20 protein-coding genes are annotated in these 23284 nt (G+C 46.4%); 4 read left to right on the forward strand and 16 right to left on the reverse strand.

What is annotated here, in order from left to right; genetic code table 11:
* Positions 1 to 107: 107 nt before the first annotated feature.
* From glnA to D829_RS31095, 13 genes are all read right to left on the reverse strand, one after another.
* A complete protein-coding gene (gene glnA, locus D829_RS0114315; RefSeq protein ID WP_017689591.1) occupies positions 108 to 1532 on the reverse strand; it encodes a type I glutamate--ammonia ligase in 1425 nt (474 codons plus the stop codon).
* A gap of 413 nt (positions 1533 to 1945) precedes the next feature.
* Positions 1946 to 3010, reverse strand: coding sequence for a 3-deoxy-7-phosphoheptulonate synthase (aroF, locus tag D829_RS0114320; RefSeq protein ID WP_017689592.1), 1065 nt, complete (start codon positions 3008 to 3010; stop codon positions 1946 to 1948).
* Positions 3011 to 3300: 290 nt separating this feature from the next.
* Positions 3301 to 4254 (reverse strand): 4-hydroxy-3-methylbut-2-enyl diphosphate reductase, encoded by a 954-nt coding sequence (locus D829_RS0114325; RefSeq protein ID WP_017689593.1) that lies wholly within the window; start codon positions 4252 to 4254, stop codon positions 3301 to 3303.
* A gap of 67 nt (positions 4255 to 4321) precedes the next feature.
* Positions 4322 to 5782: a HAMP domain-containing sensor histidine kinase gene (locus D829_RS0114330; protein WP_017689594.1), complete on the reverse strand. Its 1461-nt coding sequence runs from the start codon at positions 5780 to 5782 to the stop codon at positions 4322 to 4324.
* A 1-nt stretch (position 5783) separates the two neighbouring features.
* A complete protein-coding gene (locus tag D829_RS0114335; RefSeq protein ID WP_017689595.1) occupies positions 5784 to 6473 on the reverse strand; it encodes a response regulator transcription factor in 690 nt (229 codons plus the stop codon).
* 176 nt (positions 6474 to 6649) lie between these two features.
* On the reverse strand, positions 6650 to 8317 hold the full coding sequence (locus D829_RS0114340) for a trypsin-like peptidase domain-containing protein (protein ID WP_017689596.1): 1668 nt from the start codon (positions 8315 to 8317) through the stop codon (positions 6650 to 6652).
* A 148-nt stretch (positions 8318 to 8465) separates the two neighbouring features.
* Complete coding sequence (locus tag D829_RS0114345) at positions 8466 to 9128, reverse strand: response regulator transcription factor (RefSeq protein WP_017689597.1); 663 nt, start codon at positions 9126 to 9128, stop codon at positions 8466 to 8468.
* A gap of 18 nt (positions 9129 to 9146) precedes the next feature.
* On the reverse strand, positions 9147 to 10172 hold the full coding sequence (locus D829_RS0114350; protein ID WP_017689598.1) for a sensor histidine kinase: 1026 nt from the start codon (positions 10170 to 10172) through the stop codon (positions 9147 to 9149).
* Positions 10173 to 10175: 3 nt separating this feature from the next.
* Positions 10176 to 11204 (reverse strand): cell wall-active antibiotics response protein LiaF, encoded by a 1029-nt coding sequence (gene liaF, locus D829_RS0114355; RefSeq protein WP_017689599.1) that lies wholly within the window; start codon positions 11202 to 11204, stop codon positions 10176 to 10178.
* A 198-nt stretch (positions 11205 to 11402) separates the two neighbouring features.
* Complete coding sequence (locus D829_RS31085) at positions 11403 to 11618, reverse strand: hypothetical protein (protein ID WP_017689600.1); 216 nt, start codon at positions 11616 to 11618, stop codon at positions 11403 to 11405.
* A 112-nt stretch (positions 11619 to 11730) separates the two neighbouring features.
* On the reverse strand, positions 11731 to 12522 hold the full coding sequence (locus D829_RS31090) for a 3D domain-containing protein (protein ID WP_017689601.1): 792 nt from the start codon (positions 12520 to 12522) through the stop codon (positions 11731 to 11733).
* A gap of 176 nt (positions 12523 to 12698) precedes the next feature.
* A complete protein-coding gene (gene thrS / locus D829_RS0114370) occupies positions 12699 to 14636 on the reverse strand; it encodes a threonine--tRNA ligase (protein WP_017689602.1) in 1938 nt (645 codons plus the stop codon).
* 415 nt (positions 14637 to 15051) lie between these two features.
* Entirely contained in the window at positions 15052 to 16005 is a 954-nt protein-coding gene (locus D829_RS31095) for a putative sporulation protein YtxC (protein WP_152417036.1), read from the reverse strand.
* Between the two features lie 171 nt (positions 16006 to 16176).
* Here D829_RS31095 and D829_RS32445 point away from each other — a divergent pair, with 171 nt between their 5' ends.
* From D829_RS32445 to D829_RS31105, 4 genes are all read left to right on the forward strand, one after another.
* Positions 16177 to 16581 (forward strand): hypothetical protein, encoded by a 405-nt coding sequence (locus D829_RS32445; protein WP_017689604.1) that lies wholly within the window; start codon positions 16177 to 16179, stop codon positions 16579 to 16581.
* A gap of 293 nt (positions 16582 to 16874) precedes the next feature.
* Complete coding sequence (locus tag D829_RS0114390) at positions 16875 to 17369, forward strand: cation:proton antiporter regulatory subunit (protein ID WP_017689606.1); 495 nt, start codon at positions 16875 to 16877, stop codon at positions 17367 to 17369.
* Positions 17370 to 17373: 4 nt separating this feature from the next.
* A complete protein-coding gene (locus D829_RS0114395) occupies positions 17374 to 18612 on the forward strand; it encodes a cation:proton antiporter (RefSeq protein ID WP_017689607.1) in 1239 nt (412 codons plus the stop codon).
* 113 nt (positions 18613 to 18725) lie between these two features.
* Complete coding sequence (locus D829_RS31105) at positions 18726 to 19631, forward strand: YitT family protein (RefSeq protein WP_017689608.1); 906 nt, start codon at positions 18726 to 18728, stop codon at positions 19629 to 19631.
* An 86-nt stretch (positions 19632 to 19717) separates the two neighbouring features.
* Here the strand turns inward: D829_RS31105 and D829_RS0114405 are convergent, their stop codons facing one another.
* The 3 genes from D829_RS0114405 to mqnC form a co-directional block, all read right to left on the reverse strand.
* A complete protein-coding gene (locus D829_RS0114405; RefSeq protein WP_017689609.1) occupies positions 19718 to 20731 on the reverse strand; it encodes a zinc-binding alcohol dehydrogenase family protein in 1014 nt (337 codons plus the stop codon).
* Positions 20728 to 21705: an aldo/keto reductase gene (locus D829_RS0114410; RefSeq protein ID WP_017689610.1), complete on the reverse strand. Its 978-nt coding sequence runs from the start codon at positions 21703 to 21705 to the stop codon at positions 20728 to 20730. Before D829_RS0114410 ends, D829_RS0114405 begins: the two co-directional genes overlap by 4 nt.
* 231 nt (positions 21706 to 21936) lie before the next feature.
* Positions 21937 to 23073 carry a cyclic dehypoxanthinyl futalosine synthase gene (gene mqnC, locus D829_RS0114415; protein WP_026081176.1) on the reverse strand — a complete coding sequence of 379 codons (1137 nt, stop codon included), beginning with the start codon at positions 23071 to 23073 and terminating at the stop codon, positions 21937 to 21939.
* Positions 23074 to 23284: the final 211 nt, after the last annotated feature.

Here is a 23284-nt window from a genome sequence, read left to right on the forward strand (position 1 = left end):
TCACCCTGCAAAGTTAAAGCACTACATTATTTAATTCAAGGAAAAGCCTCCGAGAGCGTGTCCCGGAGGCTTTAAGTTGGAACAAGAACTGTTCCGACCTCGACCGATTAGCAGTCGAAGTAGAGGCTGTACTCATGCGGATGAATGCGAATCGCTACTGCTTTCGCTTCGTCACGCTTGAGGTTGATGTAGTTATCAAGGAAGTCTTTTGTGAATACGCCGCCTTCAGTCAAGAACTCGTTGTCAGCTGCCAGAGCATCAAGTGCTTCTTCCAGGGAAGCTGGCACACTGCGGATGTTTTCTTTGTCTGCATCAGACAGGTCATAGATGTTTTTGTCGAGCGGACCATATCCAAGCTCAGTTGGGTTGATTTTACGTTTGATTCCGTCCAGACCCGCCATCAGCATTGCGGAGAATGCCAGGTAAGGGTTAGCTGTGGAGTCAGGTGTACGGAACTCGATACGACAACCCTTCGGTGTCACAGCTGCAACCGGAATACGAACTGCTGCGGAACGGTTACCTTTGGAGTAAACCAGGTTTACTGGTGCTTCGTAACCAGGTACGAGACGTTTGAACGAGTTTGTACTCGGGTTAGTCAAAGCGATCAGTGCCGGAGCATGGTACAAGATACCTCCGATGTAGTGCAGAGCCATTTCACTCAGATTAGCATATCCCGCTTTGTCATAGAACAATGGGGAATCGCCATCAAAGATGGATTGGTGAACGTGCATTCCGCTACCATTATCACCGAACAATGGTTTTGGCATGAATGTTGCTACTTTGCCATATTGACGTGCAGTGTTGTGCACGATGTATTTGTATGCAAGCAGGTTATCTGCTGTTTTCTTCAGTGTATCAAAACGGAAGTTAATTTCGGCTTGACCCGCTGTCGCCACTTCATGGTGATGACGCTCGATTGACAGGCCAGCTTCTTCCAAAAGGCGACACATTTCGCTACGAATATCTTGTTGTGTATCCACTGGTGCTACTGGAACATATCCGCCTTTAGTACGAACTTTGAAGCCCAGGTTTCCGCCTTCTTCCTGACGGTTGGTATTCCATGAAGCTTCTTCGGAATCAACGAAGTAGGAAGAGCTGTTCGTGCCGCTCTCATAACGAACATCATCGAAGATGAAGAACTCGGATTCAGGTGCGAAGAATGCTGTTGTACCTACGCCGCTTTCTTGCAGGAAAGCTTCTGCTTTAACAGCGATACCGCGTGGGTCACGCTCATAACGCTCGCCATCCGGAGTGAAGATATCACACATAACATTCAATGTAGGGTGTGCAGTGAACGGATCGACATAAGTCGCTTCAGGATCTGGCATCATAACCATATCGGACTCTTCAATTCCGCGGAAACCTTGGATAGAAGAACCGTCAAAAGCTACTCCATTTACGAATGTGTCTGCATCAACAGCCGAAGCTGGCAACGAGATGTGATGTGCACGACCAGCTAAATCTACAAAACGAAAATCTACCCACTCGATGTTGTTCTCTTGAATTGATTTCAATACGTTTTCAACCGACATGTATTCGTCCTCCCAAATATTCCGAACATTAAACAACCCCACTAAGAAAATGTCTAAATTCGAATTTTTTTCTGTCGTCATTATAAATTTTAAAACATGACATCGTCAATACTTATGTAAGGTATTTTTTGAAGGTATGTTAGATATACTCACATTTTATAAATAACCTAAATTCATATAACAACTAGTTTTATAAATATTTAACTGGTTTAATGCGGTAAAGCGACCCTTATTTTAACCTAAATAATGTAAAAAACTTCACATCATAAATGTTTCTTATCACCATTGATTAATAAATACGTTCAAAACTGCAAAATATGCAAAAAACCGAGCATCTATCTGATTCCGTTGCAATGAACGAGATCAGAGGAGATGCCCGGATGATGATCCAGACCTTGACTATGAAATTCTTATTACACGCCTACACGTGCCGGGAAAAATTCTGCCGGTTGTTTGGCTGTACTGAATGATTTACCCACGATTGGTGCCAATTTCTCCAGATCCTGCAGCAGGTTGGCGAATTGGTCAGGGAACAAAGACTGCACACCATCTCCTGTCATGGAGTTATCCGGATCGGTATGCATTTCAATGATCAGGCCATTGGCACCCGCAGCAACGGAAGCTTTTGTCATCGGTTCCACCAGTTCACGTCGTCCAGTACCATGGCTCGGGTCAGAAATAACCGGCAAATGGCTCAGAGACTGCAGAACAGGGATCGCTGACAGATCCAGCGTATTCCGTGTGTAGGATTCAAACGTACGAATACCACGTTCACACAGCATAACATTTGGGTTACCACCCGCAAGAATGTATTCAGCCGCATTCAACAATTCATCGTATGTCGCACTGAAGCCACGTTTCAACAATACCGGTTTGCCACACTCGCCCAATTTGCGGAGCAGGTCAAAGTTCTGCATGTTACGTGTACCTACTTGCAGAATATCTGCGTACTCGGCGCAAATATCCACATACTCAGGCGTCATGACTTCTGTAATGGTCAGCAGATCATGTTTCTTGCCTGCTTCCGCCATCATGATCAATCCCTCTACGCCCGTTCCCTGGAAGCTGTAAGGACCCGTACGAGGCTTAAATGCTCCCCCACGTAACACTTGCCCACCAGCAGCTTTCACAAGCCCGGCAATCTCATCAATCTGTGCAGCGGATTCAACCGCACATGGTCCGCCCATGACAACAAGTTCTTTTCCGCCGATATCTACACCTTTGATGGAGATCACCGTATCTTCCGGATGGAAGTCGCGGCTTGCCAATTTGTAGGACTTCGAGATTTTAACGACATTCTCGACACCTTTCATTTGGCGAAGATGCTCTTGCATTTTAGGTTCAACTTTGCCAATCAAACCAATGATAGTACGATCCTCTCCGCGAGAGATATGCACCTGAAGCCCTTCTTTTTCAATGACTGTAACGATATCTTGAATCTGTTCCTCCGGAGTAGCTTTGCCTGCAATAACGATCATATTAAATCCCATCCTTCCTTGTATGAGAGCACAATAATTTCTTAACGTGCGTCTGATTAAATATAAAAACTCTGTCGCGCTTAAACGCTTGTTCGCTTTTAAGCTTTTATCCGTTAAAGTGAATATACCATAGTTATCTTATTGCGTCAAGGTACACATTCCTTATCCATATACAAAAAGAATCCTGCTCCACAGGCTCCGACATTCGGATCTGCGTAACAGGATTCTTCTCATTCACATCTCGTTTGCAATTCACATACACTTAGACTTACTTTTACATTTCCTTTGCCCTACGGTGTACGTGTTTTTTCTCGAACTGGAGGCAGCAGTTTGCTCATGTTCACGGTACGTTTGATCTCCCACGTCTCCGGCTTGTCATGTTCATACTGCTCCAGGTAAAGGATGACTTCCTTCGTGATCGGTGTTGGTGTTGATGCACCCGAAGTAACCGCCACCTTATTAACACCTTTCAGCCATTCTTGCTGAATCTCGGAGACATCGGATACACGGTAGGCCGTAACCCCGGCGATCTCCTCCGACACTTGTGCCAGACGGTTAGAGTTATTGCTGCGAGGATCACCCACCACGATAACCAGATCAGACTGCCCCGCCTGTTCAGCGACAGCTTCCTGACGCACTTGAGTTGCGAGGCAAATCTCATTATGAATCTCTGCGCCCGGGAATTTCTCCAGCAGACGGCTCATAATATGTTTGATATCCCACTGGCTCATCGTTGTCTGATTCGTAATAAGGATTTTGCCTGAAGGTACGTTCAGTTCTTCGATCTCTTCTTCCTTCTCGATCAGATGAACGAGATCTGGTGCAACGCCTACGGCACCTTCTGGTTCAGGGTGATTCTTTTTGCCGATATAGATGATCTGATAACCCTCTGCCGTCTTCTCCCGAATGAGATCATGGGTCTTGGTGACATCAGGGCATGTTGCATCCACTGTTGTCAACCCTTTGTCCCGTGCCAACTTGCGCACTTCAGGAGATACACCATGAGCTGTGAAAATAATCGTGCCACTCTCCACTTGGCTCAAAATATCCATCCGGTTCGGACCATCCAATGTAATAATACCTTCATCTTCAAAGGAATCCGTCACATGTTGGTTATGCACAATCATACCCAATATATAAATAGGTCGTGGTAAATCCAGATTGCGTGCCGCTTGACGCGCGAGCACCATCGCATCCACAACGCCGTAACAATATCCCCGCGGCGAAATTCGCAGTACTTCCACTTGGTTGCCACCCGCTTTCTTTCTCGGCAACGTTGCCGATGTAATTGCAGTCCTGTCTATTATACCTTTATTCGATAGGCGGAGCAAAGACAACCGGCAACCAGATAATAAAGGTGGTTCCTTCTCCACGTCTGGTCACAACCTCAACCGATCCATGGTGTTCCTCAATAATCCACTTCGCAATCGAAAGTCCCAGACCTATGCCCGGTGTAGCCCCGCGTGATTCATCTGCCCGATAGAAACGGTCAAAGATAAACGGCACTTCGTCCCGATCCATCCCAATACCGGTGTCGCTGATGCGTAGTCCCACCTGACCTTTGTATAATACAGCATCCAGCGTCACAGAGCCTTCAGGTGTGTATTTAAACGCATTTTCGATGAAAATAAACAACATCTGTTGCAGATAGTCCTTGCTACCGTTCACATAAATGCCATTAAGGATGGAAAAATCTCCTGGAAGCCAGTCTGCCTGACGATCCAGAAATTGTGCTCTACGTGCCACTTCCTGTACGAGAATCTGCAGCGGGGTCGGATTCAGTTCAATTTTCTGACCCGTATCCGCTCTCGCCAGCGATAACATGTCACTGATCAACCTGCTCATGCGTTTGCCTTCATCGGCCATGTCCTCCAGCGCCTCGACGGACATCTGTCTGACCGTTTCTTCATCCAGATTCGGTCGGTCGGTTCCCTCCTGATCCCATAACTTCTTCAGGAAGTCTACGTTCCCGCGAATGGTGGTCAGCGGTGTACGCAGTTCATGCGATGCATCGGATACAAAGCGGCGCTGGGCAGCATTCGTCTCCTCCAAACCGCGGAATGACAATTCTGTACGTTCAAGCATATTATTAACCGTTTCAATCAGACGCCCGATCTCATCCTTAGGCCCCGCATATTGAATACGTACACTTAAGTCATCTCCCGATTGAATCTGATTCGCAGCATCAATGACATTCACGAGTGGACGCATCGACTTGCGGGCCAGAACAAGACCTGAGGTTATAGCCAATGCCATAGCCACCAGCCAACCAAAGACCAGAATATTAAGCAACGCCTCCAGCAAGCGCTCCTGTGAACTTACATTGGCCCCTACCTGAAGTATTCCACGTACCTCATTGGTACCCTGAAGAGAAAGGGGAAGCTGATTCACCAGAAACGGCGTACCATCCACATAGATTTTGGATATCCCTCGGTCTTTAAGTATCTCATTGGCTTTTAATACCGGAAACTGAATCCCTAATTTCTCCATATTACCGGAAATTCTGCCTGAACGACTCTGATAATCCCAGAGTTGAATATAGATTTGCGCCTCCTGAAGCTGGCTCTCTGTAAATGGGTCCAGATCCAATGACTGCGAAAGAGGATTAACGCCAATCTGCTCCGTAATCCGGGTACTCTTCACCTTCAATTGCTGTTCGACTTCCTGATAGGAGTTAAAATAAACAAAGGCATAGATTACAACGCCCCAAAAGATAAGAACAGCCGCCAAAATGCCAGAATACCATGCGGTTAGTCTTAACCGGATGGACATATCAGGAGTCACCTCTCAGAATATAGCCGGCTCCCCGGATGGTCTGGATTAGACGCTTGCCACCGTATTCTTCGGTCTTCTGTCTGAGCATGGCAATGTACACTTCAAGCACATTAGACTCACCGCTGTAATCATAACCCCAGATTTTATCCATAATCAGATCACGGGAAAGTACCCGTCTTGGATTTTGCATGAACAGATTCAACAGTTCGAATTCTTTGGCAGTCAGCTCCAGACGTTGCCCATCTCGCAATACTTCACGTGAGTCATTGTCCAAAATGATATCTTCATACATTAAGCGGTTGTCCGGCGTACCCGCACTATCTAACTTGCGGCGCAACAATGCACGGACACGTGCCAATAATTCTTCCAGCGCAAAAGGTTTTACAAGGTAGTCATCGGCTCCTGTGTCCAGTCCGGTCACCCGGCTCTGTACTTCATCCTTGGCCGTCAGCATCAGCACAGGCACTTTGCTGCCTGCTTCTCTCAATCTGCGACATACCTCAAATCCGTCAATCTGCGGCATCATCACATCCAGCACAACGATGTCCGGCTCCTTGTCCATCAGTTTGCTGAGGCCTTCGGCTCCATTGGAAGCCGTCTGTACCTCATATCCTTCAAAAGCCAGCCCCCGGCGGAGCATGGATACAATTTTTTCGTCATCATCCACAATCAAAATAGTTGAGCGCATGGTGGTCTTTCTCCTTTATCCTAACGTTTTATCCCATTGTAACAGGCAGAAGCACAATCTGCATCTTCAAGTAGGCGTCTCCAATCCGTCCTGGTACATTGTAACCTTGCTCCATCAGGGCAAAAAGAACGGAAGGGCCTTCAAACCCTTCCGTTCTGTTAATCCTTACCCGATATTTATGGTTGCTGCTGTTGTGTATCTGTGGTTTGTGAAGTATCAAAATCATTTTTGTTGCCGATTTTGATTTTCAGATCCATTTTCTTACCGTCACGCACCACGTTTAATGTCACTTCACTGCCGATTTCCTGTTTCTTGATAAAATCAATCAGATCTTGACTTGTCGCATAAGGCGTACCGTTGGCACCTGTGATGATGTCATATGCACGAAGATCTGCTTGGTAAGCCGGTGATTGGAAGATCGTGCTGGCTACAACTGAACCTTCGGTAACGTCTGTTCCCATTTGTTTAGCAACTTCAGGCGTGAGAGCCATCAGAGACGCACCGATAAAGGGTACTGGCTCTTTGGGAACTTCTTTGTTTTCTTTAAGATATTTAACGGCTTCAGAGATGACGCTCGACGGGATTGCAAAACCAATTCCCTGTGCATCTGCGCTTACTGCAACGTTCATTCCGATAACTTCCCCATTCAGGTTAAGCAACGGACCACCGGAGTTACCCGGATTAATCGAAGCATCTGTTTGCAGCAAATGGCTGTACTCACGTGTTTTTCCTGTTTCTTCATCTGGAATGCTGATCGTACGTTCTTTGGCACTCAGTACACCTGCTGTAACCGTGTGTTCGAACCCTTCAGGGTTACCGATAGCTACAAGCCACTCACCGACTTGAGTACTATTGGAATCACCCAGTGGAGCTACAGGGAACGCATCGTCACCACTATTTTTCTCAATTTTCAATACAGCCAAATCCAGATCAAAGCTGCTTCCCAGCAGTTTAGCTTCATAAGGCTTGCTGTTGTTCTCCAGGGTTACCTGGATTACGTCCGCACCCTGAACTACGTGTTGATTCGTCAGGATATATCCTTCTTTGTCAAAAATGAATCCGGAACCAATGCCTAGTGGTACCAACTGATTACTGCCTTGCTGTTGTTGCTGGCTCTGGCCTTGATTGCCTTCCATTCCGCCCCCATTACCGAAGAAGTATTGGTACAACGGATCACTTGTATTCGATCCACCCTGACCCGCACCTGTACGCGAGGACTGCTTCGCGAGTGTTTCGATTTTGACGACAGCCGGACTTGTACTTGTTACAACGGAAGACACATCTTCTTTGCCTGTTGGCAGTAACGACGCTGTGACATTGTTGCCTCCGCCTGTGTTTGTGGATGCTTCCTGTCCTGAACTTTGATTGTCCGTGTTCGTAAGTGCCGTCTCCGGTGTGAACATGTTTGTTCTGTCAGCTGTGTACATGAGAACGGTGATGACCAACATACCGGCAATAAAGGAAAATAGAAGTGATCTTACGGAAGAACGCGGCTTGCGGTTATTATAGTTCCAGTTGCCTTTGCCGCCATTCCCTTGATCTCCACCGTTACCTGAGCCGTTTCCGCCGCCTCCTGATGATCTTTTCGCTTGTTCGGATGATTCACTATTATAGTAAGTAGGTACGGGTCTCACCGGATCAGGTTTTGTAATCTCTACATTTCCTTCTTCACGCTGATTATTGCTTCCCATGTGATTTGCTGTATCTTCCTGATTCACGGACTGAAAAGGTCCATAAGAATAATAATAGGAGGATTCGTCCGTTCCGGAAGAATTGCGATTCTCCGTTTGTTTGGTTTCGTTTTCCTCGTCTTGACGGTTCGATCTATAGTTGCGTTCGTCCATGCCTCTCTACCTCCCAATCTCTTATTCCCAAGAGATATTCTTTAACTGTCCTTATTTTGTACTTTAAACCTTAACCGTACCTTAAAAACAATTAAAAAGGAGATAAAAGCACGTAAGAATAGACTCTTTTCCCCGTCATGACAGCATTTTACCCTTTCGTTTTCACCCAACCCTGACGATGCGCATAGATGGCCAATTGTGTACGATCGTCCATCTCACATTTCATCAGCAGGTTGCTCACATGTGTTTTGACGGTTTTGATACTGATATGTAATTCTTCTCCAATGTCTTTGTTGGTCTTTCCCTCTGCAATAAGCAGCAGCACTTCCTTCTCCCGTTCAGTCAGACCCGATTCACTCTCTCTCGCTGTACGTTGTCTGATTCCCCGGGTTAACGCCTGCGACACATCACCTGTCATAACAGGCATGCCTCTATAGGCCCCTTGCAGAGCATAGATCAGTTCTTCAGCAGAGACTGTCTTCAGTACATAACTTACCGCACCCGCTTCAATCGCTTGCACAACCAGATCATCCTCCAGGAAACTGGTGAGCATCACAATTTTCATCCCTGGAAATTCAGTCATGATGGCTTTTGTTGCTTCAGCGCCATTCATTACAGGCATCATCAGATCCATTAGAATCAGGTCCGGCATTTCACTATCATTTAACTTACGCAACTGATCAAGCGCATCCTGCCCGTGGCCCGCTTCTCCCATCACATGAAAAGTAGGTTCCAGCATCAGATATGTTTTCAACCCCATGCGCACCATATCATGGTCATCCACAATCATCACGTTTACTTTACCACTCATTCCGTCTCCCCCTCTGGTTCACTCCGAAACGTTCGGGAATTTCGGGATCAATACCCGTACCGTCGTTCCCGCTCCCGGTTTCGATATAATCTGAACTTGCCCCCCAAGCTTCTCCGCCCGTTCACGCATGGTAGATAACCCGTATGAACCCGGACGCTCCGCTTGCTGCAAAAATCCCTGGCCATCATCGCTGATGCTCATGCTGATCTGATGTTCACTCTCCCGTATGGACAGACTAACCACCCCTGCCTCTGCATGCTTCACGACATTGGCAACCGCCTCCTGAATAACAAGAAACAGCTGGTGCTCAATGGCATCCGAGATTCCGCCATCCAGTTCCAGCTCTTTCACACCTTTAAGACCATTCTGCCTGCAATAATCAGGAAACCAACTATCCAGTGCTGCGGTGAGGTCACGCCCTTCCAGCTCCACCGGTCGAAGTTGGGCAATAAGTCCTCGCATCTGACGCTGTGCAATATGTGACATCTGGATCAACTGGTCCAGTACTTTACCACCATGTTCAGGATTCATCTCCAGCAGACGAGGTAAGGACGAAGCCGACATATGCATGGCAAACAGCTGCTGGCTAACCGTGTCATGGAGGTCCCTTGCCATTCGTTTGCGCTCTTCAAGCACAGCCCGCTCCGAGGCTTGCTCCTTCTCAATGACTTCCTGCTCACCGAGGCGCTGAAGCAGTCTCATCTTTTTCTCAATCGAATCCATCATGACATTGAACTCCTGATAGACACGACCAAACGAAGCGTCATCCGCTTCAGGCATGCGCACCGCCAGATTACCCTTGGACACTTTCAACATGTTGAGATCAAGCAGGTCGATCTTGCGCTGAAGCCGTAATGCAGCGATATATCCGGTGATAACCGTGGCCAGCACAACAACGGCAACATAGGTCCATGCCCGCTGACGACCAGCCCCCATCAACACCTCTCCATACAATAGATAGAATCCGCCCAGCGTAATCAGACCAGTTAGCGCAAAATACATCATCAGTTCCCATTTATTGGCCTTGACAATTGTTCGAATCATGCGTTAACCCACCTTATTCACTTTGACGTCTCCGATAAACACACTTACAATAATCCGTACCTTTTTGCTTGCTTCATGGTAATGGGCAGTTTCAGCCTGGGCACTACTCAGGAATCCGCCGCGTTTCTGGTTCAACAATGACATGTCTCCAATGAATGAATTCGTCGTCACCGTCACACCCAGATCCATATCCTCTGGTACAAATACTTTCACATCACCAATAAATGAAGAAATGACTATCTTTGTCTCACCGTAAGGAATCTGTGCTTTGGTCAAATCAATTACGGTATCTCCGATAAAAGCCGAGATGTTCATTGGTTTTAACGAGAACACTTCCTGCCCCATGTACAGATCACCGATGAACGCCGATTTGTTAATGGTATTGCCACTGCCATAATCCCCATAACCATTTCCGTAGCCATCATCATAATGTTCTCCATATCCGGTATCGTTAGAGTTATACGATTGATGTTTCTTCTTATACTGTTGCCCTTGTGAGGATGAATCCGTTGATCCTGTGAAATGAGGGCCATGTGCATCGTTCTTCTGTTCCTGTTTTGGTTTACCAAATGTTTTCTCGAATTGTTCGTCAAACGACGACGGCATCTCCAGATCCTCCGGAGCCAACGGTTTATAAGGTTGCTCAGGTGCTGGAGGCGGCTGCATCTTGTCATGATGTTTCCGATCACGACGTCGTGGCCCAATCAGTACAAATAATCCTCCGCCAATCAGCATAACTGGAATCAGATAACGAATGAACTCCCCCATGGAGTGATCAATCCATCCCAGGTTACGGGCAAGAAAGTAACCACCGATCGCCAGTACAATTACCGGTCCAATAAAGGCGTAATCCCCGTTGCGACGAATCTCGGAGATTCCTTTGACCCCCCACCAGATTAGAAATAACGGCCAATATGTTCTGAAAATATATCCTACATCAATGTCATATCCCAATTGTCTGAACAAGATCATCGCACCAATAGCAATAAGAGGTATGCCAACCCACCAGCGGTCACGCGTCGATCGTTTCATCGCTCATGTCTCCTTTGTCTGTATTATGTATCCAGTGTAACTCAGACAAGACAATGAGAACAGCGGCGGCAGATGGAAGTCATCTCGGTCTTGAGACTGAGATAGGAGGATATTAATGTAAAAATACTCACATATTTAAAACACCCCGGAGCTGCTGCTCCAGGGTGCTGAATCATCATTTAATTAACGAATCTTCAATTATTTTTTGTATTTTGATGCTTTACCTTGACCTTTGCCTGTTTGGCCTGTGTTTTCTACACCGAACTCGGCATTGAATTTTTCATCAGGTGTTTGGAAATTATCTTGTACTTTGTTTTGAGCGGATTGCTTCACTTTAGCTGCTGCATTCTCTTCTCCAAACTCTGCATTATACTTCTCGTTCGGCGTTTGGGATCCTTGAGATTTCTTAGCCACAACGAATCACCTCTCTCTTCATATTTACGATGCATTGCTGCACCGCGGGGTTCGTCCCCAGTCAGTATTATGTGAAGAGAGCACTTCAGTTATTCATGTTCAACATGTGAAATTATATGGCCTTGTCCAACCACGAATCCGGTACGGATTTGTACACATCGATCGCATCGGCCAACTCGCTGAGCATCTTTTCTGTACACTTTCCAGCGCCTTGCCTGATCACCTGTACCTCCACATCCTTTTTGCCCCACTCTTTGTACACTTGCTTGGTTGTCGGGAAATACAGATCGATTTTATTGCCTTTGATCGCTGAACCGGTATCTGCAACAATTCCGTAACCATAGCCCGGAATGTACAGAATGGACCCCATCGGGAACAATTTTGGATCAGCTGCAATCGTGGAAACTGTTTCTTTATCACGACGTACTTTTACACCAGAATACGTAATTCCGTATTGAGGATGTTTTGGTCCTTTTCCTGTAGACTCCACACCTGCCGTATATCCCGTTGCTGTAACCTTTTGTGTACCCAGGATTTGTTCTGAACGCGGAGCAAGCACCGGCATAGACGGATCTGCCACTTGTTTCTCTGGAAGTTCAGGCCTTGGAATGACCATCGGTTGTGGTGACCACAGTAAAGCCATATACACCATGGTCGTCAGCTGGGCCTCATCGCTGTATTGATGGCTGACCTGTTCTGGAAATTTTTGATCAGACTTGCTCGAAGTCTCAATAATCCGACCTTCACTACCGCTGCTCTGACTCTCGACATGCAGTACTGTACTTTCCTCTTCAAATGTATAGGCATCCGCCTGATTCAGGTTAATCATCATCCCGGCGAACATCACACAGCCAACCAATAAACCCCGTATATGTTTCTTTTGAATTGAGAATTGCTTTTTCATTGTATAACCTCCCCCTCACTGCAAAGGTTTTCCAAAAAGCAATTAATCTATACTTTTTACTGCAAACACTACGAAAAAACGCCTGAATAACATAGGTCAATCCCATGTTATCCAGGCGTTATGCAGAGTGATCAGCGCAACCTATGCACTGGTCATCTAATAGATCATTTGTTCATTTATACCAAACGTGTTGCGATTTCTTCTTTCAATTGAGCGATTATTTCATCGACCGGTTTCATACCCAGATCGCCTTCTCCACGCTTACGCACGGATACGGCTTCTGCATTACGCTCATTCTCACCAACAACAAACATATAAGGCATTTTCTCAAGCTGCGCCTCACGGATTTTATATCCAAGCTTCTCATTCCGCAGATCGGCTTCAGCAGAGATTCCCGCACGTTTCAGCTTCGCTTCCACTTCACGCGCATAATCGTCGAAGTTTCCGGATACTGGGATCACTTTTGCCTGAACCGGAGACAACCACAGCGGGAAAGCTCCTGCAAAGTTCTCCAGCAAGAATGCTGTGAAACGTTCCATTGTACTAATTACCCCGCGGTGAATAACGACCGGACGATGTTTCTGTCCGTCATCTCCCACATATTCAAGTTCAAAGCGCTCAGGCAACAGGAAGTCCAGTTGAACCGTAGACAATGTCTCTTCTTTGCCCAGGGCTGTTTTGATCTGAACATCCAGTTTCGGACCGTAGAACGCTGCTTCACCATCAGCTTCGTAGAAAGGAAGGTCAAGCTCTTCCACAACTTCACGCAGCATGCGTTGGGACATCTCCCACATCTCGTCGTTCTGGAAGTATTTCTCGGTATCCTTCGGATCGCGATAGGACAGACGGAAACGATATTCGTTGATACCGAAATCCTTATAGACTGTTTGAATCAACTCGATAACACGAGCGAACTCTTCTTTGATCTGATCCGGGCGTGCAAAAATGTGTGAGTCGTTCAGTGTCATTGCACGTACACGATGCAGACCTGTTAATGCCCCCGACATTTCATAACGGTGCATCATACCAAGCTCTGCAATACGGATTGGCAGATCACGGTAGCTGTGCATGCTGGACTTGTACACCATCATATGGTGAGGACAGTTCATTGGACGGAGAACGAGTTCCTCGTTATCCATAACCATTTTCGGGAACATATCTTCCTGGTAGTGCTCCCAGTGTCCAGATGTTTTGTACAATTCCACGTTACCCAGAACCGGTGTGTATACATGCTGGTATCCCAGGCTTTCTTCCAGATCCACAATATAACGCTCCAGAGTACGGCGCAGCTTCGCACCGTTAGGCAACCAGATTGGCAGGCCTTGGCCGACCAGTTGGGAGAATGTGAACATTTCGAGCTCTTTACCCAACTTACGGTGATCCCGTTTGCGAGCTTCTTCGAGGAAGTGCAAATGCTCGTCCAGCTGTGCTTTTTTCACAAAAGCCGTACCATAGATACGTTGCAGCATTTTGTTTTTGCTATCTCCACGCCAGTAAGCACCCGCGACATTCATCAGTTTGAACACTTTGATTTTGCTAGTTGATGGTACGTGAGGACCACGACACAAGTCGAAGAATTCACCTTGCTCATAAATCGTAATCACGCTGTCCGCTGGCAAATCACGAATCAACTCAAGTTTGTACGGATCGCCCACTTCTTCGAACGTTTTGATCGCGTCCTCGCGGCTAACTTCCTTACGTACAATTGGCAAGTTCTCGTTCACAATACGTTCCATTTCCTTCTCGATCTTTTGCAGATCTTCGGGATTGAGCGCATGTTCGAGGTCCATATCATAGTAGAAACCATCTTCAATGACAGGGCCGATACCGAGGCGTACCTCTTTGTTACCATATAAACGTTTCACTGCTTGAGCCATCAAGTGAGCTGTACTATGACGCATCACTTCAAGTCCTTCTGGTGAATCCAGAGTTACGATCTCCACCAATGCTCCCTCATGAAGTGTTGTGGACAAGTCCACCACGATACCATCCAGCTTGCCGGCTACGGCATTTTTGCGCAATCCGCTGCTAATTGAAGCGGCTACGTCCTCAATGCTGCTGCTATCCGCGTACTCACGTACCGAACCATCCGGTAATTTAATGTTCACTGCCATTTGTCTCATTCCTCCTGTTAATGTAACCTTCGTGTCCAGATATTCATGGACTGATTATCTATTGCTATTCCAGTCATTTTGCAAAGGAACGCAAAAAACACCCGTCCCGGCAAAGGGACGAGTGATGTATACTCGTGGTTCCACCCTAATTCAGCTGATTCATCCATATTCGGAAATACAGCCCTCATTGGCATGACGATAACGGGCATGACCCGGCAGATCCTTACTCGCGGATAATCCCCAATAAAGGCGATATTCTAACTCCACTTTCAAAATTGCAGCTACAAAGGGGTAAACCATACGTGATATCCGGAGGAAATTTCAGCCTGGGTCCCTCTCTCTGCACCGATCTTGCGTGTGGTTGTTGTCTTTGTCAACGCTTTTGGTTCAAAGGTTCACATGAAAAATTCATGGATCAACAGTTATTATAATTGCCGAGATCACTTGCGTCAAGACCTGTCAACAATCCTGAGCGCAGCACTTCGCATTCCGGGCAATGATGACATATTTGCACTTTGTCTTCAAAGATCTGGCAGATGGTCGAGATGATTGGCAGATCCGGGGTGCGTGTATGGAGCATGACCTTCTCAGGAGAGATCGAGATGAGTGTACTTACAATCATATCTTCGATATCCATCTCCAGTTCCAGACCCGGCATTTCCACAACGACCTGTTCATCCTTTTGCACGGGTAATAGATTAAGTCCAGCATCCAGGACCTGAAATTCATGTTTTCCCTTGTGTACAAGATGGACCAGAGGTACTTTGGCTTCTTGAAAAAACACAAAATATTTTAAAAGCCCCATAAACTCTTCATACTGCCGATCCATCCAGAACTCATCCAGCGCATACTCCACTAATTCCTGAAGCTCCTGCTTATATGGCCGTATGCGGAAGTTGATAATACCTTCAAGGTGAAAAAAGTGAACATCCTCCAGGTCCTGCCGTAGTCCATTGGCTAACGTAGTACGGCGGCGCTCCCGAAGTCCGGGCTGATCCAAATCACCATTTAATAGAAGTGGCATGCAAATTCGATTGACCTTCTCCACCTCATGCTCATCCATGACAGAACATGCCTTGGCGATCATATCCTCCGCCATGCTCCGTTCTTGTGTCTCCATAATGAAGTCGGCGAGTCCAAGGGAGAGCAGATCACTGATCCGGGGAAGCCATTGCTGGAAGTCTTCGTGATTCTCATTCCCTCTGCACACCCAAGTTGCTCTTCCATCATTATGTTTGAAGGTGAGCCGAAATCCTCTTTTACTTATATGTAAACCTTTGGTTTTTTCCTTGACACAACGATAAAATTGATCCGCTTCCTCTTGCCCCGATACATCGGTCCATACAGCAAACAGTTCCAAAAGAATCACTCCTTTCCTTCCTGTTCAAAGTATATGGCAAGGCCGATGGGGATATACGAAGCGGATTGATGGAAAGCGTGTCATGATTTCTCAGTATATTATGAAGAGGTTTGGAGTTAAGACAAAAATGTGTTATTATTTTAATAACAGTATGTTTCACGGAAAAGGAGGGAAGCCAAAATGAGACAACAACCTAGAATACTCCACTACACGATCATTATCATTTTGTGCGTTTTCCAAGCCTTGTGCTTCCCTGTTCCGATGCAGTCCGAATCTGCCGTTGGGGTGCCTGTAGAAGCAACTTCCAACAAGGAAGTGCTGTTGCAAATATCCGAATCCCAGCAGAAACCTGTCATTCGCAAATACCCACAAGTCATGTCCAAGCTGATTGCGGTTACGCATAATAAGCCTGTCTTTCTTGTCCTCGCATTGTTATTGATGCTGCGAATTCCTACAACGGGTCTGTCCTTTAAACCGTGGTATTGTCTGTTCAAACGCAAATTATTTCTGCTACCTATTAAGTTTACCAGCATGTATGTATCCCTCACCCCTATAGCACCAAAATACGTGAACGCTATTCACTAGCCGTTACGACGTATTTACAGGTTGCTTTTGCATGGAGACACCTCTGTATTTAAGACGGTGTGCTTGTGCATAACTTATAACCCTTTTAGCACACGTTAGATAAACCAATATTTATGATAGTACCTATTTTTGTTGTACCCACACCGACAAATTCAAATCATATGGCTGTGTCAGGAATTTCTGGCTCTGTTTACCCGTATCTTTTGATGTTCCTTTGAGCAGCAGATTAATCATTTTCGGGAAATAAGCCTGTCTTCTGTGGCCAGCCCCTAATTATAAGGAGGCAACAATCCATGGATGTACGCGAAACAGACTTGCCGGGAATCGGCAAAAAATTTCAGATTGAAACAAGCAGCGGTGATAAAATGGTCATTATTATTCACGATGACGGTCGCCGGGAAATGTACCACTTCGAGTATGATGATCCCGATCAAAGCATCTCGATGATCACACTTGACGATTACGAAGCACGACAGATTGCTGCTATTGTTGGTGGATTAACTTACAAACCAAAGCAGCTTGAAAATATTGAAGTAACGTTTGACGACCTGATTATCGAGTGGTACAAAATCGAACCATCCTTCGGAAGTATCGGTAAATCCATCGGTGAATTGGACGTACGTCAAAACTCTGGGGCAACGGTTATCGCCGTTGTAGAGAAAAACCACAAAAAACACATCAGCCCAGGTCCGGAGGTAGTTATCAGTGCAGAATCCACGGTGGTAGCCGTTGGCGAACGCAATCAGCAGAAACTGTTTAAATCCCTCCTCCTGACTGGAAGGGGGTAAATAGATGGATCATTTGATATTCGAAGTAGGTCTGGCCCTTGTGCTCATTGCGGCAGCCGGCCTTTTATCGGCAAAACTAAGATTTTCGGTCGTTCCGTTTTATATTCTGATCGGGATGGCCGTTGGGCCACATGCCATGAAAATCTGGCATCTGGACTTCCGTTTCATTGAGAGTCAGCCTTTTATTGAATTTATGGGTCGGATCGGTATTCTGTTCCTTCTCTTCTACCTTGGACTTGAATTCTCGGTAGGTCGTTTAATTAAATCGGGTCGCTCTATTGCAGTTGGTGGCTCAATCTACATCGCCATTAACTTTACGCTGGGATTAATATTCGGTTTTGTGTCCGGTTTCCCAGTTGCAGAAGCACTTATTATCGCAGGTATAACTACCATCTCTTCCAGTGCCATTGTGGCCAAGGTACTCGTCGATTTGAAACGAACGGCCAATCCGGAAACAGAGATGATATTGGGTATTATTATGTTCGAAGATGTATTCCTCGCTGTATATATCTCGATCTTGTCCGGACTTGTGCTTAGTGATTCATCCTCCATCGGAGGCGTCATCATGTCCGCACTTATTGCCCTCGGATTCATGCTTATCGTGATTATCCTTGGACGTAAAGCAACACCGCTACTAAACAAATTGCTTAAAATTCGATCGAATGAGCTATTCTCTCTCGTTGTATTCGGAGCCTTGTTCCTGGTAGCTGGTTTCTCTGAAACCATTCATGTTGCCGAAGCGATCGGTGCATTACTGGTTGGTCTTGTGCTTGCTGAAACAGAACATGCAAAACGGATTGAGCACTTGATTCTGCCGTTCCGTGACTTCTTTGGAGCAATCTTCTTCTTCAGCTTCGGATTGTCCATTGATCCGTTGTCCCTGGGTGGCGATGCCGTATGGTTGGCTCTGATTGCAGTTGTTATTACATTGTTCGGTAACTTCCTGGCAGGTATGCTGGCTGGACGCAGTGCAGGACTATCACCCAAAGCATCGGCCAATATCGGATTAACCATTGTGTCACGGGGTGAATTTTCCATCATCTTGGCGAACATGGGTAAAGCCGGGGGACTGTTGCCAATGATTCAACCGTTTGCCGCGCTGTATGTCCTAATTCTGGCCATTCTGGGTCCTTTATTAACCAAAGAGTCCAAACATGTATTCCGTTTATTGGATAAAATATTCAAGTTCAAAGATCCTCGGAAAAAGAAAGAAGAACCAAAGGTTCTGCAGAAAGAAGGATAATTCCTATGTCTGTACAGAACAGACATACTAACGTACTTCGCGGCTCTTACGCCGATCTTTCTGTGACTAACCCAGGGAGAATGGCTCGAAAGCCGCACTAAGGAGGATGACCTATGAAAGCACCTCTGATATCGGCTAATCCGGTGCCAAACACCGCCAAGACCAGGATATCGTCTACCCGCCGCTGGTTAAACCTGTTTCTCGTTATTGCGGGCGGAATTCTGGCCTCCGTGGGACTTGAATTGTTCTTACACCCCAATAAGATTATTATTGGAGGCATTACCGGCATTTCCTCACTCTTCGCCCACTGGACCGAAATGAGGATTGGTTTGTTCCTATTTTTATTCAATGTTCCGTTTATATTTCTGTCTTACAAGATTGTGCAGAAGAAATTTGTACTGGTTACTGTTCTAGGTCTGGTTGTCTTTTCGATCGGTGCCATTGTGCTTCATCCCATGCCGCCACTTGTAGAGCATCCGCTGGCTGCCGCCATGTTTGGCGGATTATGCCTCGGACTCGGAATTGGGCTCGTCGTGCGGTATGGCGGGACACTGGATACGCTGGAAATCGGTGATCCGTCTTCCCGCCCACCTGAACGTGTATTTAGCGGAAAACGGATGCTTATCGAAAAAATAATCATGCTGCTTAACTTGTTGATACTGACAGCCGCTGGTGTTGTCTTTGGCTGGGACCAAGCGATGTATTCCGTAATCGCCTATCTTATTGCTTATGAAATGGTGTACATTGCGTTCAGGGGCTTCTCTTCCAAACGCAAAGTATGCATTTTGACCACACAAAGCTCTCAAGTTGAAAAAGCTGTACGCAAACGGCTGCGCCGTGAATCTGGAATTCTGGAAGCCACTTCTGACTCAACACAACTCGCGATGGCGGAAGGATGGATCAGGCAAATCCCGGGTGCACTTTATTATGAGGTACATGTGCTGGAGATGATCTTGTTGAAGTCCATTGTGCGTCACATTGATCCACATGCGGGCATTGTGACAAATCCGGAAAAATAAAAAAAACGCTCTCTTACCCTATGGATGAACAGTTTTGTCCAACAAGGTCAGAGAGCGTTTTTTTCTGTTATCAGACTTACTTGTTATTATAGCTCAACGATGGCTTTGACTACATGTGAATCTGGCAATAACCATTGGTCTATTGCAGTAGGTAACTCATCAAATTCCACGCGGTGTGTGATATACCCATCCATGCTTAATTTCTTTTGACGCAAGGTGGACAGGACTTGTTCAAAATCTTCACGGGTTGCGTTTCGACTGCCCAGGATACTCATCTCCCGCTTGTGAAATTCGGGGTCATGAAAGGTAATATTCGCTTTCACCAGTCCCACAAAAATGAGTTGACCACTATGCGCAACATATTGAATGGCCTCATTCATGGAATTCACGTTACCTGTTGCATCGAAGACAGCTGTAGCATAGTCGCCTCCCGTAATTTCAGCCACTTGTTGTACAGTATGTTCATTGGCCTGTACCAGGTCATCCGCTCCAGCCCAAGTCCGGCTAAGCTCCAGCCTGTCCAGATTACGATCAACGGCAATAACACGCGCCCCCGCCTGTTTGGCGAATGCCATCACACCCAATCCAATGGGGCCAGCTCCAATCACAACCACATGCTCACCAGGTTTAATTCCTGCTCTTCTGACGGCATGGGCTCCAATGCTTAATGGTTCTACCATTGCCGTCTCATCCAGCGTCAAACCTTCTGCTGAGAGCAGATGTGAGACAGGCACGCTGATTCTTTCTCTCATGCCTCCATCTACGTGCACCCCCATGACTTGCATGGATGCACAACAATTGGTTTTTCCACTGCGACATGCAATACAGTGACCGCAGTGCAGATACGGAATAATACTTACCTGATCCCCAGGCTGTAACCCAGCCTCGTTCGGACCGATTTCTTCAATAACAGCCGCCAATTCATGACCCAGAACACGAGGATAGGTGAAAAATGGCTGGTTGCCTTTGTACGCATGCAGATCCGTTCCACAGATCCCAATCCGCCGAATGGCAACCAACGCCTCTCCTTCTGCTCGTTCTGGTTGAGGCAAGTCCTGAAGCTTCAATTGATCTATTTCTTCACATACAATGGCTCTCATCGTTGTTCCCCCTCGGATGCTTCTGTTGTCATGTTGCTTGGCTTCGTATTATATTCAGGTCGTCCGCTTGACCACGTCTCGTTATGCAATGGAGCCAGAATGCGCAGCACTTCATCCAGCAGGCTCTGATCCATCGGTTCCTCTATCCAGGCTGCATTATTGAGGATATTGCGCTGGCTGGCACTGCTCACCAGTGTTGTCGGTATTCGTTCATTCGACGTGGAGAATTGCACGGCCAGCTTGGCAATGTCACTGCCTTGTTCTGCACAGAAGCGTGCAGCCTTCAGGCAGAGCTGTTTCACACGATCATCTGCCGGATGCCAGGCAGGAGCCCCTCGGGTACTCAACAAGCCCATAGAAAGAGGCGAAGCATTGACGAGGCCAATTTCTTTTTTTTCCAACAAGGGCAATAACGATATTAATGAGATATCATTCAATGAATAATGACAATACGAGATGATCGCATCCGCATCGATCTGTGGCAGAACCTTCTCGAACAAAGGCAAGGGTAAGCCACAAATGCCCGCATGTCGTATAACTCCCTGCTCTTTCAGACGCAGCAACGTTGGAAAGGCTTCTTCTACGATGATCTCTGCTGGCACAAATTCAATATCATGCAGGAACAGAATGTCGATATAATCTGTATGCAATCGAACCAGGCTCTCTTGCACACTCTCCAGAATCCGCTGACGTGAAAAATCAAACTCATTTTCCCCATACCGTCCGGCTTTGGTTGATAACATATATGAACTGCGCGGCAAGCTGCGGATGGCTTCACCCAACACTGTCTCCGCCTTTGTCAGCCCGTAGTAAGGCGAAACGTCTATGTAATTCATCCCCGCATCTACGGCCGCATGTACAGTGCGAATCCCTTCGTCCCGGTCAATGTCACGAAATACAGAACCGAGTGAGGAGGCTCCAAAGCTCAATACAGGTACGTCCAGTTCCGTCTTGCCAAGTATTCTTCTCTTCATCGGTTTAACCCCTTCCAGCGTGTCTGACTACACAAGTTCCCTTTCATTGTAACAGTTCAATTTCAATATAAAATATCGCCAATTGCGTAACATGTACTGTTTGATGACCTCGAACCGCAGAAAGAAATCAAAAAGCCCGCCGTCTCTCCAAACGGAGTAGTCAGCGGGCTTGGCTTCATAACTACTTATCTAACGATCAGTAGTTATGGGAGTAATATTCAAATATCATAATTAGTTCTGCATTACGAAATCTTCATGCACGGAATTCTCTTCGTCGAACATGCGCACAATCTCGTATCGGGTGTTACGTTGTGCCGGAATATAACCGGACTCTCGAATCAAACGGAGAATGGATTCAATGTTAACTTTATATGTTGCACCTGCAGCAGATACAACGTTCTCTTCGATCATCGTGCTACCGAAGTCATTACAGCCAAACTCAAGCGACTTCTTACCGATCTCCGGACCCATGGTTACCCAAGAGGATTGAAGGTTCTTGATATTATCAAGCACCAATCGGCTGATGGCTACAGTCTTCAAGTACTCTTCCGGAGTCTGACGCTCCAGCTTAAGGTTTGTATTGTCTGGCTGGAAAGTCCAAGGAATGAACGCCAGGAATCCTTCGGAGTCATACTTGTTCGCAATACATTCGTCCTGGGCTTCACGTACACGGAGCAAGTGTAATGCACGCTCTTCCATCGATTCACCAAGGCCGATAACCATCGTTGCCGTGGTGTTCATGCCGATACGGTGTGCAGTTTGCATAACGTCCATCCAATCCCGCCATGAACCTTTCAAGCGGCTGATCTTCCGACGTGTGCGGTCATCCAGAATCTCAGCGCCGCCGCCAGGCAAGGAATCCAGTCCAGCTTCATGAATGGCACGAACAACCTCTTCCAATGTAAGACCATCGGATACTTCAACCATTTTCATAATCTCCGCTGGGGAGAAAGAGTGCATCGTGATGTTCGGGAAACGCTCTTTGATGGCTTTCAACAGGTCTGTATAATAGCTGAAAGGCAAGTTTGGATTCGTTCCACCTTGCATCAAAATCTCGGTACCATTCACATCTTCCGTTTCCTGAATCTTCTGGAAAATAACTTCGTCCGGAAGCACATAACCTTCATCCGACCCAGGTCTGCGGTAGAAAGCGCAAAAACGGCAGTACACATCACACACGTTCGTGTAGTTGACGTTACGCCCAATTACAAATGTTCTGTATGGTTCAGGGTGCATGCGTTTCATAATGACATTGGCAGCTGCCCCGATTTTGTCCACTTCATTGGATTCAAATAGCTGAATCGTGTCTTCCAAGTCCAAACGTCCGCCCCGAAGGGCTTTATCTAAGATACGGTCTACCGTACTCATCGTAAAAAAGCCTCCCTCATGAAGAGAAATTATATAACGATCCGTCCCAACTTGTTCAAGAGAAGCAAGTTCTGGTGGCAACATCGTATTTCTGTACTCCACATATCGTAACACAGGTTACATGTGAAAAAAAGCACCTTATGAACAGGTGCTTTAAAAACAAGTAAAAATTTTTACATATGAAATTAAATTTATTTGATATTGAACGATA

The sequence above is a fragment of the Paenibacillus sp. PAMC 26794 genome (assembly GCF_000316035.1).
Lineage (GTDB): Bacteria > Bacillota > Bacilli > Paenibacillales > Paenibacillaceae > Paenibacillus.